Annotated in this window: 9 protein-coding genes; 4 read left to right on the forward strand and 5 right to left on the reverse strand. The window is 72.5% G+C overall.

Features of this window, described 5'->3' with window-relative positions:
• Position 1 precedes the first annotated feature (1 nt).
• Positions 2-2,998, forward strand: a complete 2,997-nt coding sequence (gene fxsT, locus C3486_RS10250; protein ID WP_103832308.1) for an FxSxx-COOH system tetratricopeptide repeat protein — start codon at positions 2-4, stop codon at positions 2,996-2,998.
• Between the two features lie 134 nt (positions 2,999-3,132).
• Positions 3,133-5,922, forward strand: coding sequence for an FxSxx-COOH system tetratricopeptide repeat protein (gene fxsT, locus C3486_RS10255; protein ID WP_103832309.1), 2,790 nt, complete (start codon positions 3,133-3,135; stop codon positions 5,920-5,922).
• Positions 5,923-6,039: 117 nt separating this feature from the next.
• Here fxsT (C3486_RS10255) and C3486_RS10260 read toward each other — a convergent pair whose 3' ends face one another.
• The 4 genes from C3486_RS10260 to C3486_RS10275 all read right to left on the reverse strand — a co-directional run bounded on the left by C3486_RS10260 (position 6,040) and on the right by C3486_RS10275 (position 12,768).
• Positions 6,040-9,834 (reverse strand): multifunctional oxoglutarate decarboxylase/oxoglutarate dehydrogenase thiamine pyrophosphate-binding subunit/dihydrolipoyllysine-residue succinyltransferase subunit, encoded by a 3,795-nt coding sequence (locus tag C3486_RS10260; RefSeq protein ID WP_103832310.1) that lies wholly within the window; start codon positions 9,832-9,834, stop codon positions 6,040-6,042.
• Positions 9,835-10,095: 261 nt separating this feature from the next.
• Positions 10,096-11,211, reverse strand: a complete 1,116-nt coding sequence (locus C3486_RS10265; protein ID WP_103832311.1) for an ATP-binding protein — start codon at positions 11,209-11,211, stop codon at positions 10,096-10,098.
• The gene (locus tag C3486_RS10270) at positions 11,208-11,948 is read right to left on the reverse strand and encodes a response regulator transcription factor (RefSeq protein ID WP_030258798.1); all 741 of its coding nucleotides are present in this window, start codon (positions 11,946-11,948) and stop codon (positions 11,208-11,210) included. Before C3486_RS10270 ends, C3486_RS10265 begins: the two co-directional genes overlap by 4 nt.
• Positions 11,949-12,072: 124 nt before the next feature.
• On the reverse strand, positions 12,073-12,768 hold the full coding sequence (locus C3486_RS10275) for a spermidine synthase (RefSeq protein ID WP_103832312.1): 696 nt from the start codon (positions 12,766-12,768) through the stop codon (positions 12,073-12,075).
• Positions 12,769-12,965: 197 nt separating this feature from the next.
• Here C3486_RS10275 and lon point away from each other — a divergent pair, with 197 nt between their 5' ends.
• Positions 12,966-15,374, forward strand: a complete 2,409-nt coding sequence (lon, locus tag C3486_RS10280) for an endopeptidase La (RefSeq protein WP_103832313.1) — start codon at positions 12,966-12,968, stop codon at positions 15,372-15,374.
• A gap of 130 nt (positions 15,375-15,504) precedes the next feature.
• Positions 15,505-16,101, forward strand: coding sequence for a Uma2 family endonuclease (locus tag C3486_RS10285; RefSeq protein ID WP_103832314.1), 597 nt, complete (start codon positions 15,505-15,507; stop codon positions 16,099-16,101).
• 9 nt (positions 16,102-16,110) lie between these two features.
• Here the strand turns inward: C3486_RS10285 and C3486_RS10290 are convergent, their stop codons facing one another.
• Entirely contained in the window at positions 16,111-16,926 is an 816-nt protein-coding gene (locus C3486_RS10290) for a lysozyme (RefSeq protein WP_103832315.1), read from the reverse strand.
• Positions 16,927-16,942: the final 16 nt, after the last annotated feature.

Consider the following 16,942-nt stretch of genomic DNA (forward strand, 5'->3'; position numbering starts at 1 on the left):
CATGCCCGCAGCGCGCAGGACCATCTCGCACGGAGGCCGGCCACCCGTCACGATCAGCTTCGCCGGGTTCAACCGCGCCTGGGCCGCCTGGATCGGTGACCGGCTGGAACGGCACGGGATGCGGGTCTCCTTCCAGCGCTGGGACCCCCGCGCCGGCACCCCGCTGGAGGACGCGCTGCGCGACCTCGCGCTCGCCGAGGGCACCGTCCTCATCGTGCTCAGCGACTGGTACATCCAGCTCGGCCCGCGCACCCACGAGGAGTGGAACGCCGCGCTGCGCACGGTCGTCGCCGACCGCCAGGACAAGTTCGCCGCGGTCTCCGTCACCACCAACGCGCTGCCCACCGCCACCGCCGTCTTCGGCGCCGCCGAACTGGCCGACGTCGGCGCCCGCGAGGCCGAGCGGCGGCTGCTGGCCCGGCTCGGCATCGAGGCCGACCCGCACGCCGACCCCGAGGAGGACGGCGAGGGCCCCCGGTACCCGCAGGAGCAGCCGCGCGTCTGGGGCGGCGTACCGCGCCGCAACACCCGCTTCACCGGCCGCGAGAACCTCCTCGCCGACGTCTACCACCGCCTCCAGCAGGCCGAGCGCGGCGCCGCCGTGTGCACGCTGTACGGCATGTCCGGCGTCGGCAAGACCCAGCTGGCCACCGAGTACGTCTACCGCTTCGGGTCCGAGTACGACGTGGTGTGGTGGGTCGCGGCGGGCGAGCGCACCCCCATGCGCCAGCGGCTGGCGGAGCTGGCCCCTGCCCTCGGCCTGAGCACCGGCCAGGAGTACGGCGAGCGGCTGCGCGCCGTACGCGACGCGCTCCGCCGCGGCGACCCGCACAGCCGCTGGCTGCTCGTCCTGGACGGGGCCGACCAGCCCGAACACGTCGCCGACATGCTGCCGAGCGGCCCCGGCCACGTGCTGCTCACCTCGCAGAACCGCGAGTGGGGCGAGCACAACAGCATGATGTTCGAGGTCCCCGTCTACACCCGCGAGGAATCCATCGCCTTCGTCCGCCGGCGCGCCCCGCGGCTGGACCGCGAGGAGGCCGACCGGCTCGCCGAAGCGCTGGAGGACCTGCCGCTGCTGCTCGACCAGACCGCCGGCTGGCTCAGCGACTCCACGATGTCCGTCGACGAGTACGTCGAGCTGCTGGAGAGCGGCGTCGACGCCGAGGTCGTCCGGGTGGCCCACGACTTCCCGATGACCTACCAGACCTCCTGGTCGATACTGCAGAACCGGCTGAGCGAGGCCGTCCCCGCCTCCGTCGACCTGCTGCGGCTGTGCTCCTTCTTCGCGCCCGCCGCCATCCCCGTACGGCTGCTCCGCGAGCTCCCGCCCGGCGACCTGCCGGAGGAGCTGACCGGGCTGATGAACGACCCGCTGCTGTGGAACCAGGCCATCAGCAAGCTCCTGCAGTACTCCGTCGTGCGCATCGAGTCCCACGACGTCACCGCCGACGACGCCTCGCCCGGCGGCGAGATCCTCTACATGCACCGCATGGTCCACCAGACCGTCCGCGCCCTGATGCCCGACCGGCAGGTCGAGGAGTACAAGCGCGTCGCGCAGCGCGCGCTGGCCGCCGCCGACCCGCTGCGGCCCACCGACACCCGGCTCTGGCCGCGGTTCGCCGAGCTCGCCCAGCACCTCAAGGCCGCCGACGTCCTGGTCAGCCAGGACCCCGACGTGCAGAACCTGGTCCTGAACGTGCTGCGGTACATGTACCTCTCCGGCGAGTACCGCGCCGGGCTCAAGCTCGCCGAACGCGCCCTCGCCGCCTGGCGCGGGATGCTCGGCGACACCCACCCGCGGATCTGGGACCTCAGCTACCACTACGCCAACCTGCTCCGCGCCACCGGCGACTACGCCGCCTGCGAGGCGCTGGACCGCATCGTCCTGGACCACCTGCGTGAGACCCAGGGCCCGCGCGACCTGGACACCCTGCGCGCCGCCAACGGGCTCGCCGCCGACCTGCGCGGCCTCGCCCGCTTCGAAGAGGCCCTGGAGCTGTCCACCACCGTCCTGAAGGGCTACACCGAGCTGGTCGGCGAGCAGGACTCGCGCACCCTCAACGCGCAGAACAACCTCGCCGTCTCGCTCCGCCTCCTCGGCCGCTACACCGAGTCCCTGGCGCTGCACCGCCGCACCCTGGAGGCCCGCCGCGAGCTGCTGCGCCCGCGCCACAACTGGTCCCTCTTCTCCGAGATCCACGTCGCCACCGACCTGCGGCTGCTCGGCCGGTACGCCGAGGCCACCTCGGTGCAGGAGCACAGCGCCCGGGTGCACCGCATCGTCATGGGCAACGACAACCCCCAGACGCTGCGCGCCGAGCACAACCTCGGCCTGTGCTACTACCGTTCCGGCGACCGCGGCAAGGCCGGCCGGCTGCTCGCGCGGGTACTGGAACGGTGCGAACGCGTCCTGGGCGAGGCCGACCCGCTCACCCTCATGGTCGGCGTCAGCTACTCCTGCTTCGCCCGCGAGCACGGCAGCCTGGACCAGGCCAGGGAGATCGGCGAGCAGATCGCCGACCGGTACCGCTTCCAGCTCGGCGACGCCCACCCGTACACCATCGGCGCCCAGGCCAACCACGCGCTGGTGCTGCGCGCGGCGGGCGAGCGCCAGCAGGCCCTGCTGCTCACCGAGGAAGCGCTGGAGGGCATGCGCCGCGCGGTCGGCCCCGACCACCCCTGGACGCTGGGGTGCGCCCTGAACGCCGCCGCTGCGCGCAACTTCGGGGGCGACCCGGAGAGCGCGGCGGAACTGGGCCGGGACACCGTCACCCGGGCCACCGCCACGCTCGGCCTGCACCACCCGCTGACCCTCTCCAGCCAGATCGCGCTCGCCGCTGACCTCCGTGGCCTGCGCAAACGCCAGGAGGCCGACAAGCTGGAGGAGGAGGCGCTGACCGGTCTGAGCACCGTCCTGGGCCCGCAGCACGCGCACACCGTCTCCGCGCGCTCCCGCACCCGGCCGTTCTGGGACTTCGAGCCGCAGATGATCTGACGTGGCGTCAGCGGCGGCGGTGCGGCCGCCGCCCCGCCGCACTGGGCCGAAATGCGCTCACGGTGGTACGGCCCGGTGGGATACGGAAGAACAGGGCCGTATCGACGGTCCCTTCACCAGGAGAGCAGGACCGTATGGCGCAGCCGGCGGAGTCGACCTTCCCGCAGCGGCCGACGGGCGGGACCACCCGGGTCCCGCGGCCCGCCCGGCCGGTGCGCCCGGGGCCGCCGGCCGGGCCGCGGGTCACCGTCAGCGTCGCCGGGGACAGCCGTGCCTGGGGCGACTGGATCGCCGACCGCCTCGAACGGCACGGACTGCGCGCCCCGCTGCACCACTGGGACCCGCCCGCCGCCATGGAACTGCGCTCCGCGCTCGGCGGCCTCACCCTCTCCGGCGGCCGGATACTGCTCGTCTTCAGCGCCGGCTACTTCCAGCCCGGCGTCCGCACAGGCCGCGAGTGGGACACCGCGCTCGCCGCCGTCACCGCCGCCCACCCCGGCCGCTTCACCGCCGTCTCCGTCACCGACCCCGGCAACCTCCCGGCCGGCGCGGCAGCGCTCGGCCCCGCGCAGCTCACCGAGGCCGGCGCGCTGCACGCCGAACGCCTCCTGCTGCGCCGCCTCGGCCTCCCGGACACCCCGGCGCCCGGCCCCGGCGGCCCCCGCTTCCCGCTGGACGCGCCCGCCGTCTGGGGCGGCGTGCCGCGCCGCAACCCGCGCTTCACCGGCCGCGCCGCGCTCCTCGCCCTCATCCACCGCCGCCTGGAGCGCTCCGTGCGCGGCGCCGCCGTCTGCACCCTGCTGGGCATGGCGGGCGTCGGCAAGACCCAGCTGGCCGCCGAGTACGTGCACCGCTTCGCCACCGAGTACGACGTGGTCTGGTGGGTCAACGCGGGCGACGGCGACCGGGCCCGGCGCAAGATGGCGGCGCTCGCCCCGGAACTCGGGCTGCGCACCCGCCCGGAGGAGCGGCTGCGCGCGGTCGTCGACGCGCTGCGCCGCGGCGAGCCCCACCGCCGCTGGCTGCTCGTCCTGGACGGCGCCGACGACCCGGCCGCCGTCGCGGACCTGCTGCCCAGCGGCTCGGGGCACGTACTGATCACCTCGCGCAACAGCTCCTGGGACACCTACAACACCCTGCTGCTCCCGGTCCCCGTCTTCGACCGCCCGGAGAGCGTCGCCTTCGTACGCCGCCGCGCCCCGCGGCTGACCGCCGAGGACGCAGGCCGGCTGGCCGCCGCGCTGGAGGACCTGCCGCTCCTCCTGGACCAGACGGCCGGCTGGCTGAACGACTCCGACATGAGCGTCACCCGCTACCTGCGGCTGCTGGAGGGCGGCATCGGCAACGCCCGCACCGTCGTCGCCGACGACTTCCCGATGACCTTCGCCGCGGCCTGGACGGCCCTGCTCGACCGCATCGCCGAGACCGCGCCGGACGCCGCCGAACTGCTGCGGCTCTGCGCCGTCCTCGCGCCCGGCACCGTCCCGGTGGACCTCCTCGCCCGGGTACGCGGCGACTTCACCCCCGTCACCGGCGACCACCGGCGGCTCCAGGACGCCCTGCGGCTGCTCGCCCGCTACTCCGTCGTGGAGGCAGCGGAGAACGCCGCCGGCACCGAGGTGGAGAGCGTCCACCTGCACCGCATGGTCCGCCTCCTGGTCCGCGAGGGCATCCCCGCGACGGAGCGGGAGCGGTACGCCGGCGCCGTCCGCGGCGCGCTCGCCGCCGCCGACCCCGGCAGCCCCGACGAGCCGGCCCACTGGCCCGCGTACGCCGCGCTGCTGCCGCACCTGCTGCCCTCCGGCGCGCTGGACGCCGACCCCGCCGAGACCGCGGGGCCCGTACTCCACTGCCTGCGCTACGCCTACCTCACCGGCGCCCAGGACACCGGCCTGGCCCTCGCCCGGCGCGCCGAGCACGGCTGGCGGCGCCTGCTGGCCGAGGACCACCCGCGCCGCCTGGACCTGCTCCACGAGCACACCAACCTGCTGCGCGCCACCGGCCAGTACGCCGCCTGCGAGGCGCTGGACCGGCCCGCGCTGGAGCGGCTGCTCGGCCGGCGGGGCACCCCGGACGCCGAGATCCTGCGCGCCGCCGCCGGGCTCGCCGCCGACCTGCGCGGCCTCGCCCGCCTCCAGGAGGCGCTGGAGCTCTCCCGGTACGTGCTGGACGGCAGCCGGCAGACCTTCGGCGAGCACGACCCCCGCACCCTCGCCGCGCAGAACAACCTCGCCGTCTCGCTGCGGCTGCTCGGCGCCCACGACCAGGCGCGGGAGCTGGACGAGCGGACGCTGCTGGCCCGCCGCCAGGTGCTCGGCCCCGGCCACCCCTGGACGCTCTACTCCGAGCTGCACCACGCCACGGACCTGCGGCTCACCGGCCGCATCGACCAGGCGCTGGCGGTCCAGGAGCGGAACGTCCGCGGCCACCAGCGGGTGCTCGGCGCCGACCACCCGCAGTCGCTGCGCGCCGGACACGGCCTGGCACTCTGCCGCCGGGGCGCGGGACAGGGGGAGCGGGCCCGGCAGGGCATGGAGGCGCTCCTGGACCGGTCGGTGCGGCTGCTGGGCCGCCGGGACCCGCTCACGCTGATGATCGCGGCCGGCTTCGGCTGCCTGGAGCGCGAGTCCGGCGACCCCGAGCGGGCCGTGGCCGTGGCCGAGCGCACCTACGCGGCCTACCGCGACCTGCTCGGAGCCGCCCACCCGTACACCGTCGGCAGCGACGCCAACCACGCCCTGGCGCTGCTCGCGACGGGCGACCGGGACGCGGCCCTGGGCTCCCTCGCCCGCGCCGTGCCCGCCATGGAGGTCGCGGTCGGCCCCGGCCACCCGTGGACCCTGGACCTGGCGCACAACGCCCGCTCCGCCGATGCCGACCTGCCGCCGTACCAGTTCCGCGACTTCGAGCCGCTGACGATCTGACGCCGTACGCCGCCGGGGCGCGCACGCCGAAGGGGCGGGTCCCACCGAATCGCTTCGGTGGGACCCGCCCCTTCAGGTGCCGTGGAGCCGGTGGCTCAGGCGGTGCTCAGCCGTGGCTCAGGCGTCGAACGCCTCGGCGATGAGCTGGGCCTGCTCGGCCTGGTGCCGCTTGGCGGAGCCGACGGCCGGCGACGAGGAGTGCGGCCGCGAGATGCGGCGCAGACGCTCGCCGTGCGGGATGTCGGCGCCGACCGCCAGGTCCAGGTGGTCGATCAGGTTCAGGCCGAGGAACGGCCAGGCGCCCTGGTTGGCGGGCTCCTCCTGGACCCACAGGTACTTGCCGGCGTTCGGGAACTTGGCGATCTCCGCCTGCAGCTCCTTGCCCGGCAGCGGGTACAGCCGCTCGATGCGGACGATCGCCGTGTCGTTCGCGCCGCGCTTCTGCCGCTCCGCCTCCAGGTCGTAGTAGACCTTGCCGGAGCAGAAGAGGACCTTGCGGACGGCGTTCGGGTCGACCGTGCTGTCGCCGATCACCGGGCGGAAGCCGCCGGTGGTGAACTCCTCCGTCTTCGACGCCGCGGCCTTCAGACGCAGCATCGACTTCGGGGTGAAGACGACCAGCGGCTTGTGGTGCGGGTTGTGCACCTGCCAGCGCAGCAGGTGGAAGTAGTTGGAGGGGAGCGTCGGCATCGCGACGGTCATGTTGTTCTGCGCGCACAGCTGCAGGAACCGCTCGATGCGGGCCGAGGAGTGGTCCGGGCCCTGGCCCTCGTAGCCGTGCGGCAGGAGCAGGGTGACGCCGGAGGTCTGGCCCCACTTCTGCTCGGCGGAGGAGATGAACTCGTCCACCACGGTCTGCGCGCCGTTCACGAAGTCACCGAACTGCGCCTCCCACATGACCAGCGCTTCCGGCCGGGCGAGGGAGTAGCCGTACTCGAAGCCCATCGCCGCGTACTCGCTGAGCAGCGAGTCGTAGACGTTGAAGCGGGCCTGGTCCTCGGAGAGGTAGAGCAGCGGCGTGTAGTCGTTGCCGGTCTCGCGGTCGATGAGGACCGCGTGGCGCTGGCCGAAGGTGCCGCGGCGGGAGTCCTGGCCGGCGAGCCGGACCGGGGTGCCCTCCATGAGCAGCGAACCGATGGCCAGGGTCTCGCCCATGCCCCAGTCGATCGTGCCGTCCTCGACCATGGCCGCGCGGCGCTGCAGCTGGGGCAGCAGGCGCGGGTGGACGGTGACCCGCTCGGGGATGTTGACCTGGGACTCGGCGATCCGCTTCACGACCTCCTGGGAGACCGCGGTGTCCACGTGGACGGGGAACTCGGCCTGCGGCTGCGGGACCTCGGGCGCCATCGGCGTCGTGGTGGCCTCGCGGACCTCCGTGAAGACCTTCTCCAGCTGGCCCTGGAAGTCCTGCAGCGCCTGCTCGGCCTCCTCCAGCGTGATGTCGCCGCGACCGATGAGGGACTCGGTGTAGAGCTTGCGCACCGAGCGCTTCTTGTCGATCAGGTCGTACATCAGCGGCTGGGTGAAGGCCGGGTTGTCCGACTCGTTGTGACCGCGGCGGCGGTAGCAGATCAGGTCGATGACGACGTCCTTGTTGAACGCCTGGCGGAACTCGAAGGCGAGGCGCGCGACGCGCACCACGGCCTCCGGGTCGTCACCGTTCACGTGGAAGATCGGCGCCTCGATCATGCGGGCCACGTCGGTGGCGTACATGGAGGAGCGGGCCGACTCCGGCGCGGCGGTGAAGCCGACCTGGTTGTTGATGACGATGTGGACCGTGCCGCCGGTGCGGTAGCCGCGCAGCTGCGACATGTTCAGCGTCTCGGCGACCACGCCCTGGCCGGCGAACGCGGCGTCACCGTGCAGCTGGACGGGGAGGACCGTGAAGTCCGTGCCGCCCTTGCCGATGATGTCCTGCTTGGCGCGGGCGACACCCTCGACGACCGGGTCGACGGCCTCCAGGTGGGAGGGGTTGGCGGTGAGCGAGACCTTGATCTGCTCGCCGTCCAGGCCGGTGAAGGTGCCCTCGGCGCCCAGGTGGTACTTCACGTCGCCGGAGCCGTGCATCGACTTCGGGTCGAGGTTGCCCTCGAACTCGCGGAAGATCTGCGCGTAGGACTTGCCGACGATGTTGGCGAGGACGTTCAGCCGGCCGCGGTGGGCCATGCCGATGACGACCTCGTCCAGCCGCGCCTCGGCAGCGGAGTCGATGACCGCGTCGAGCATCGGGATGACGGACTCGCCGCCCTCCAGCGAGAAGCGCTTCTGGCCGACGTACTTCGTCTGCAGGAAGGTCTCGAAGGCCTCGGCGGAGTTCAGGCGGCGCAGGATGCGCAGCTGCTCGTCGCGCTCCGGCGGGGTGTGCGGGCGCTCCAGGCGGTCCTGCAGCCACTTGCGCTGCTTGGGGTCCTGGATGTGCATGTACTCGATGCCGGTGGTGCGGCAGTACGAGTCGCGCAGCACGCCGAGGATGTCGCGGAGCTTCATCATCGACTTGCCGGAGAAGCCGCCGACCGCGAACTCGCGCTCCAGGTCCCACAGGGTGAGGCCGTGCTCGGTGATGTCCAGGTCGGGGTGCTTGCGCTGGCGGTACTCCAGCGGGTCGGTGTCGGCCATGACGTGGCCGCGCACCCGGTAGGCGTGGATCAGGTCGAAGACCCGGGCCGCCTTGGTGACATCGTCGTCGTGGCTGACGTCGATGTCCTTCATCCAGCGGACGGGCTCGTACGGAATCCGCAGCGACTTGAAGATGTCGTCGTAGAAGTCGTTCTCGCCGAGCAGCAGCTGGCTCATGATGCGCAGGAACTCGCCGGAGGCGGCGCCCTGGATCACGCGGTGGTCGTACGTGCTGGTCAGCGTCATGACCTTGGAGACGCCCAGGCGGTTCAGGGTGTCCTGCGAGGTGCCCTGGAACTCCGCGGGGTAGTCCATCGCGCCGACGCCGATGATGAGGCCCTGGCCGGGCATCAGGCGCGGCACGGAGTGCACGGTGCCGATGCCGCCGGGGTTGGTCAGCGACGCGGTGACGCCGGTGAAGTCCTCCATCGTCAGCTTGCCGACGCGGGCGCGGCGGACGATGTCCTCGTAGGCCTGCCAGAACTCGAAGAAGGTGAGGGTCTCGGCCTTCTTGATGGCCGCGACGACGAGCTGGCGGTCACCGTTGGGCTTCACCAGGTCAATGGCGAGGCCGAGGTTCACGTGGTCCGGCTTGACCAGCGTGGGCTTGCCGTCCTTCTCGGTGAACGAGTAGTTCATCGAGGGCATCGCCTTGAGCGCCTGCACCATGGCGTACCCGATGAGGTGGGTGAAGGAGACCTTCCCACCGCGGGCGCGCTTGAGGTGGTTGTTCATGACGATGCGGTTGTCGAACAGCAGCTTCACGGGGACCGCGCGCACGGACGTGGCCGTGGGCAGCTCCAGCGAGGCGTTCATGTTCTTCGCCACGGCGGCGGAGGGGCCACGCAGAGTGACGTACTCCGGACCCTCGGGCGCCTCGGCGGCCGGCTTGGCGTCCGCCTTCGGAGCGGCCTTGGCCGGCGCGGGCTTCGTGGCGGGCTTGGCCTCGGCCTTGGCCGGAGCGGCCTTCGCGGGCTCGGCCTTGGCGGGCGCGGGCTTGGCCTCGGCAGGCTTCGCGGGCGCGGCCGGGGCGGCAGCCGCCGGCTTGGCCGGCGGAGCCGCCGGCGCGGCCGGCTTGGCCTCGTCGGCAGGGGTGCCCGACGTTACCGGGGCACCCGGCTTGTAGTCGGCGAAGAAGTCCCACCAGGCTCGGTCTACCGAGTTCGGGTCCTGGAGGTACTGCTGGTAGATCTCGTCGACGAGCCACTCGTTCGCACCGAATCCGGCAGCAGGGTTCTTGCCCTGCCCGTCTTGGTCGGTCGAGGCACTCGAAGTGTTGGGGGACTGTGGCGACACGGCGGCAACCGCCCTCTTCCGCTTCCTAAAGGTGGTGGACAGCGGGAATAAAGGCTACGCCTCTGTCGACCAATGCTGCAGTCCGGGAGGGGTACTCGTCGCGCACGTCACATTTGGCGGCGGGTTTCGGGGAACGAGTTGGCGGGAAACATGCGTGGTTCGCTCGCGCCTGGGCAGGGGGTATCGCCATCGCACCCCCGGCGGGGACACGGGGAACACCCCGAATGAGTGGTTCCACCACCGACCCTACGTCACCGAGCGTCAAGAACGGGGCTGACCGGTCCCCGGAAGGGTGACGCGGATGCGGCAGCCACGTGGGGATTCGGCCACCCCGATGCGTCCGCCGTGCAGATCCACCGCCCAGCGCGCGATCGCCAGGCCCAGTCCCGTGCCCCCGTCGGTGCCCGGACCGGACGGCTGGGGGCCGCCGCGGTTGAACCGCTCGAAGACCCGGTGCCGCTCGGACGCCGGTATGCCCGGGCCCTCGTCCTGCACCTCCAGGACCAGGCTGCCGGGGCCCTCGCCGCGGCGCGCCCGTACGGTCACCCGGCCGTGCGGCGGGCTGTGCTTGATGCCGTTGTCGATCAGGTTGGCGACGACCTGGTGCAGCCGCTCGGCGTCCGCGTGCGCGGTCAGCTCCGGCGGCGAGACGTCCAGGTGCAGGTGGACGTCCGTACGGCTGTGGTGGCTGGACCCGATGGCCAGCGTGGAGGCGCTGCGGCTCATATTGGCCTCCTTCAGCACCCCGGAGAGGTACGGCCAGACCTCGAAGCGGCGGGCGTGCAGCGGGATGACGCCGTTGTCCAGCCGGGAGAGGTCCAGCAGGTGCTCGACCAGCCGGCCCAGCCGCTCCGTCTGCCGCAGCGCGGTCCGCATCGTCTCCGGATCGGCCTCGGAGACCCCGTCGACGACGTTCTCCAGCACGGCGCGCAGCGCGGCGATCGGGGTGCGCAGCTCGTGCGAGACGTTGGCGACCAGCTCTTTGCGGTGGGTGTCCACCGCCTCCAGGTCGGCGGCCATCGTGTTGAAGGCGTCGGCCAGCTCGCCGAACTCGTCCCGGCGGCCGCCGCGCACCCGCCGGGTGTAGTCCCCGGCGGCCATCGCCCGCGTCACGTCCGTCATCTCGTCCAGCGGAGCGGTCAGGCCCTGCGCGACGAACTGGGTGATCAGCAGCGAGGCGATGATCGAGAAGACCGTGATGACCCGCAGCTCCGTCGCCGAGTGGAACGCGACCAGGACCAGCAGGGTGGTGATGATCACCGAAACGGTGACCAGCGCGCCGAGTGCCGCCTTGACCGACCGGTACGGATCGAGCGGGCGCATCGCCTCCCAGGCCCGCTGCCAGAGCTCACGCGCCAGGGGAAGGGGCGACCTCATGCCGGCGGGGTCTCCAGCGCGTACCCGACGCCGTGCACCGTACGGATCCGCTCGGCGCCGATCTTCCGGCGCAGCGCCTTGATGTGGCTGTCGACCGTACGGGTGCCGGAGGCGTCCGCCCAGTCCCAGACCTCGGCCAGCAGCTGCTCACGGGAGAGCACGGCGCGCGGGGTGTTGGCCAGGCAGACCAGCAGGTCGAACTCGGTGGGAGTGAGATGCACGTCGGCGCCGCGCACCCGGACCCGCCGCTGCGCGTGGTCGATCTCCAGCTCGCCCAGGCGCAGGATGCCGCTGCGCGGGGTGTGCGCGGCGAGCGCGGCCCGCTCCACGCGGCGCAGCAGGACGTGGACCCGTGCGGCCAGCTCCCGCATGGAGAACGGTTTGGTCATGTAGTCGTCGGCGCCGACGCCCAGGCCGACCAGCATGTCCGTCTCGTCGTCCCGCGCGGTGAGCATCATCACCGGGACCGGCCGCTGGGCCTGCACCCGGCGGCACACCTCCAGGCCGTCGAAGCCCGGCAGCATGATGTCCAGGACGAGCAGGTCGGGCTGCCACGCCTCGGCGGTGTCCACGGCGGACGGGCCGTCGACGGCCGTCTGCACCTGGAAGCCCTCGGCGCGCAGCCGGGCGGCGATGGCGTCCACGATCGTCGGGTCGTCCTCGACGACGAGCACCCGCCGCTGCGCGCCGGGCGTGGCCGCCGCCGCGGCGCCGTGGGTGGTCTGAGTCTGGTCCATCGCCCGCCCCTGAAGTTCCCCGTGCGTGGTCGCGTTACTGACTGGTTGTGTCGGCGTGCTGACCGGGTGTACCGGCTGGTCGCACACTGCTGGCAGCAGCGTAAAGGCACGATGTGACCCGCGGCTACGCGCGTTTCCTCGCGAGGTGGACCACGTCGGGGACGCCTCGGACAACGGGGATCTCTTCGGTGCGAACCTCGCTGAAGCCCACATTCCGGAGAGCGTCCTCGAAGCGCGCTGACGGCTGCGCCGACCACACGGCGAGCACTCCGCCGGGCGTCAGCCGGTCCCGGCAGGCGGCCAGGCCGGCGGGCGAGTAGAGGCTGTCGTTGTCCTCCGTGACGGTCCAGTCCGGGCCGTTGTCGATGTCCAGACAGAGCGCGTCGTAGGTGTCGGCGCCCGCGCCCTCGTGCACGTACGCCACCAGGTCCGCCTGCACGATCTCGGTGCGCGGGTCGGCCAGCGCCGGGCCCGACACCGCGTCCAGCGGCCCGTCGCGGTGCCAGTCGACGACCGCGCCCTCGCGCTCGACGACCGTGATCCGGCCCCAGCGCGGCCCGTCGGCGGCGCGGGCCAGTGAGAAGCCGACGCCCAGGCCGCCGATCAGTACGGAAGGCCGCGCGCGGTCCGCCGGCAGCGCCGCCAGCGCGGCGTCGATCAGCAGCCGCTCCGACCGGCCGTCCGAGGTGTCCATCAGGAAGCACCCGTTGGCGATGATCTCGAAGTGCGGGCCCCGCCGCCGCAGCACCACCTCTCCGTACGGCCCGTCCCGGCGCTCCAGCGTGACGGGCGCCTCGTCGGTCTCGTAGGGGGCTGACATGGGTGCGGTCCTTCCGGGGTCGGTGCGGTCCGGGCGGCCCCCACCCTACGAGCCGCGGCGGGCCGCGCGCCGGGCTCCGGGGCCGCCGCCATCCCCGCTTCCGGCCTGATCGCTCACAGCGAACACGGCGGGGGAACATCCACGGGCTCATGAGCATTGAGTGAGTACAGCTCAACTTGCCTGCCGAAGGGGAGATCATGGCTTCGACGTCCACACCGCTCACCCTGCCCGTGCTGCCCCTCGACGACGAGGTCGTGCTGCCCGGCATGGTGGTGCCGCTGGACCTGTCCGACACCGAAGTACGCGCCGCGGTGGAGGCCGCGCAGGCCGCCGCCGCTCCCGGTAACAAGCCACGGGTGCTGCTCGTTCCACGGGTCGACGGCACCTACGCCGGCATCGGCACGCTCGGCAAGGTCGAGCAGGTCGGCCGGCTGTCCGACGGCGACCCCGGCGCGCTCATCCGCGGCCTGGGCCGTGTGAAGATCGGCTCCGGGACGACCGGCCCCGGCGCCGCCCTCTGGGTGGAGGGCACCACGGTCGAGGAGACCGTGCCCGACCCGCTGCCCGGCCAGGTCGCCGAGCTGGTCAAGGAGTACAAGGCCCTGGCCACCAGCTGGCTGCGCAAGCGCGGCGCCTGGCAGGTCGTGGACCGCATCCAGCAGATCGAGGACGTCGGCCAGCTCGCCGACAACTCCGGCTACTCACCCTTCCTGTCCACCGAGCAGAAGGTGCGCCTGCTGGAGACCACCGACCCGGTGGCCCGCCTGAAGGACGCCACCGAGGCGCTGCGCGAGCACCTCGCCGAGCAGGACGTCGCCGAGTCCATCGCCAAGGACGTCCAGGAGGGCGTCGACAAGCAGCAGCGCGAGTTCCTGCTCCGCCGCCAGCTGGAGGCGGTCCGCAAGGAGCTGTCCGAGCTGAACGGCGACTCCGACGACGAGAGCGACGACTACCGCGCCCGCGTGGAGGCCGCCGACCTGCCCGAGGAGGTCCGCAAGGCCGCCCTCAAGGAGGTCGACAAGCTGGAGCGGTCCAGCGACCAGAGCCCCGAGGGCTCCTGGATCCGCACCTGGCTGGACACCGTCCTGGAGCTCCCGTGGAACGAGCGCACCGAGGACGCGTACGACATCAAGGGCGCCCGCGCCGTGCTGGACGCGGACCACGCGGGCCTGGACGACGTCAAGGAGCGCATCACCGAGTACCTGGCCGTCCGCAAGCGCCGTGCCGACCGCGGCCTCGGCCTGGTCGGCGGCCGCCGCGGCGGTGCCGTGCTGGCCCTGACCGGCCCGCCCGGCGTCGGCAAGACCTCGCTGGGTGAGTCCGTCGCGCGCGCCATGGGCCGCAAGTTCGTCCGCGTCGCGCTCGGCGGCGTCCGGGACGAGGCGGAGATCCGCGGCCACCGGCGTACGTACGTCGGCGCGCTGCCGGGCCGCATCGTCCGCGCGATCAAGGAGGCCGGCTCGATGAACCCGGTCATCCTGCTCGACGAGATCGACAAGGTCGGCTCCGACTTCCGCGGCGACCCCGCCGCGGCCCTCCTGGAGGTCCTGGACCCGGCGCAGAACCACACCTTCCGCGACCACTACCTGGAGGTCGAGCTCGACCTCTCCGACGTGGTCTTCCTCGCCACGGCCAACGTCCTCGAAGCGATCCCGGAGCCGCTCCTGGACCGCATGGACCTGGTCCGGCTGGACGGCTACACCGAGGACGAGAAGGTCACCATCGCCCGCGACCACCTGCTCCCGCGTCAGCTGGAGAAGGCCGGGCTGGAGAGCGGCGAGGTCGTGATCGAGGACGCGGCGCTGCGCAAGCTCGCCGGCGAGTACACCCGCGAGGCGGGCGTGCGGAACCTCGAGCGCGCCATCGCCCGGCTGCTGCGCAAGATCGCCGCGCAGCACGAGCTGGGCGAGCGCGAGCTGCCCTTCACGGTCGGCACGGAAGAGCTGCGCCCGCTGATCGGCCGGCCGCACCACGTCCCCGAGTCCGCGCAGGACCCGGAGGAGCGGCGTACGGCCGTGCCGGGTGTGGTCACCGGCCTCGCCGTGACCGGTGCCGGCGGCGACGTGCTCTACGTCGAGGCGTCGCTCGCCGACGCCGAGACCGGCGGCTCGGGCCTCCAGCTCACCGGCCAGCTGGGCGACGTGATGAAGGAGTCGGCGCACATCGCCCTCTCCTTCCTCCGCTCGCACGGCGCGGAGCTGGAGCTGCCCGTCGGCGACCTGAAGGACCGCGGCGTGCACCTGCACGTCCCGGCGGGCGCGGTGCCGAAGGACGGCCCGAGCGCGGGCATCACCATGACCACCGCGCTGGCGTCGCTCCTCTCCGGCCGCCAGGTCCGCCCGGACGTCGCCATGACCGGCGAGGTCTCGCTCACCGGCCGGGTGCTGCCCATCGGCGGCGTCAAGCAGAAGCTGCTCGCGGCGCACCGCGCGGGGATCACCACGGTGATCATCCCCAAGCGCAACGAGCCGGACCTCGACGACGTCCCCGCCGAGATCCTGGAAAAGCTCGACGTCCACCCGGTCTCCGACGTCCGCCAGGTCCTCGAACTGGCCCTGACCCCGGCCTCGGCCCCGACGTCGCCGGAGGTCCCGGTAGCGGCCTGACGGCCGCGAACACCTGACGAGGCCCGGCACTCTTCTTCAAGGAGTGCCGGGCCTCGCTCGTTTCCTGGTCACCGTGCGTATCGTTGTACTGCGCGGCTGCCGCATTCATGGCGGCGGGGAGGAGCGCACGATGACCATCACAGAGTCCGACTGCAGGATCGAGATCGAGATGGCCGACATCGACGAGAGCCGCCTGGACGAGATGTTCGAGCGGCTGGAGCGGATGCCTGTCCCCGAGGGCTACAAGGCCGAGATCGTCGAGGGGACCGTCTACACGTCGCCGCAGCGGGACAACCACTGGGACATCATCGCCGGCATCTATGACCAGCTGCGGGCGAAGTACCCCCGCAAGCGGATCAAGTCCGACGTCCGGATCGATTACCCGGGCGGGCTGAACGGCCTCTGCTCGGACGTCACCGTCGTGAAGGACGGCGCGACGAAGTCGAGCAAAGGCCGCTGGACCTGCGAGGACGTGGAGTTCGTCGCGGAGGTGATCTCCAAGGACACCGCGCGCAACGACTACGGCCCCAAGCTCACCGCCTACGCGACGGCCGGCGTGCCCGTGTACCTCGTGGTCGACCCGTACGTCGGCAAGTGCCACTTGTACACGCTGCCGAAGGAAGGCGAGTACACCAACGACCTCACGGTCACCTTCGGTATGCCGGTCGATCTGACCACCACCGACGTCGGTCTGGAGATCACCACCGACGAGTTCGAACGCGGCTGAGCCGCGCGCTCACCCCGTGGCCAGCTCGCGCAGTTGGGTGAGGGAGCCGTTGAAGACGTTCTGGTCGCCGGGGAAGCGGCCGCTGTCGGCGTGCTGCCAGATGGTGTGGGCCGGCCAGCCGGCCGGGAGGGGGCCGGGGGAGGACGCGTAGCGGGCGATCCACAGCGGGTGGTCAGCGCCGAAGGACGCGTTGTCGCCCGTGCAGGTGCGCCACCAGTTCGTGGCGGTGTAGATCAGCGGGTGGCGGCCGGTCCGCGCGTGCACCGTCGCGCTGAAGTCGCGGATCCACCGCGTCATGGCCGCCTGGCTCAGGCCGTAGCACATGCTGCCGTACGGGTTGTACTCGATGTCGAGCGCGGGCGGCAGGGTCCGGCCGTCCGCCTTCCAGCCGCCGCCGTTGTCGACGAAGAAGTTGGCCTGCGCGGCGCCGGAGGAGGAGCTGGGGATCGCGAAGTGGTACGCGCCCCGGACCATTCCGGCGTTGTAGGAACCGCCGTACTGCTGCCCGAACTTCGGGTTCCGGTAGCTCGTGCCCTCGGTGGCCTTGACGATGGCGAACCGCGCCCCGGCACGCCAGGCGGCGGGCCAGTCCACGGCGCCCTGGTGGCTGCTGACGTCCATGCCGGCCACCCCGGCGAGCGGCTGCGCGGCCGTGCCCGGCGCGGCGCCGCCTTCGTGGGCGCGGATTGTGGAGCCCGCGTGGTCGAGGTCGTAGTGGCGGCGGTCGTCGGTCGGGGCGGAGGCGGCCGTGGCGGTCGAGGGCACGGCCAACGCGAGGGCCGCGCCGAGCGTGGAGAGCAGCAGGGTGCACCGGCGTATGCGCATAGGGGGGAGCCTCTTT

Source organism: Streptomyces sp. Ru73 (genome assembly GCF_002920575.1).
Taxonomy (GTDB): domain Bacteria; phylum Actinomycetota; class Actinomycetes; order Streptomycetales; family Streptomycetaceae; genus Streptomyces.

Excerpts from the sequence above, each read along its gene's own strand:
- fxsT (WP_103832308.1), top strand. The coding sequence starts at position 2 with ATGCCCGCAGCGCGCAGGACCATCTCGCACGGAGGCCGGCCACCCGTC.
- fxsT (WP_103832309.1), top strand. The coding sequence starts at position 3,133 with ATGGCGCAGCCGGCGGAGTCGACCTTCCCGCAGCGGCCGACGGGCGGG.
- C3486_RS10265 (WP_103832311.1), bottom strand. The coding sequence starts at position 11,211 with ATGAGGTCGCCCCTTCCCCTGGCGCGTGAGCTCTGGCAGCGGGCCTGG.
- C3486_RS10270 (WP_030258798.1), bottom strand. The coding sequence starts at position 11,948 with ATGGACCAGACTCAGACCACCCACGGCGCCGCGGCGGCGGCCACGCCC.
- C3486_RS10275 (WP_103832312.1), bottom strand. The coding sequence starts at position 12,768 with ATGTCAGCCCCCTACGAGACCGACGAGGCGCCCGTCACGCTGGAGCGC.
- lon (WP_103832313.1), top strand. The coding sequence starts at position 12,966 with ATGGCTTCGACGTCCACACCGCTCACCCTGCCCGTGCTGCCCCTCGAC.
- C3486_RS10285 (WP_103832314.1), top strand. The coding sequence starts at position 15,505 with ATGACCATCACAGAGTCCGACTGCAGGATCGAGATCGAGATGGCCGAC.
- C3486_RS10290 (WP_103832315.1), bottom strand. The coding sequence starts at position 16,926 with ATGCGCATACGCCGGTGCACCCTGCTGCTCTCCACGCTCGGCGCGGCC.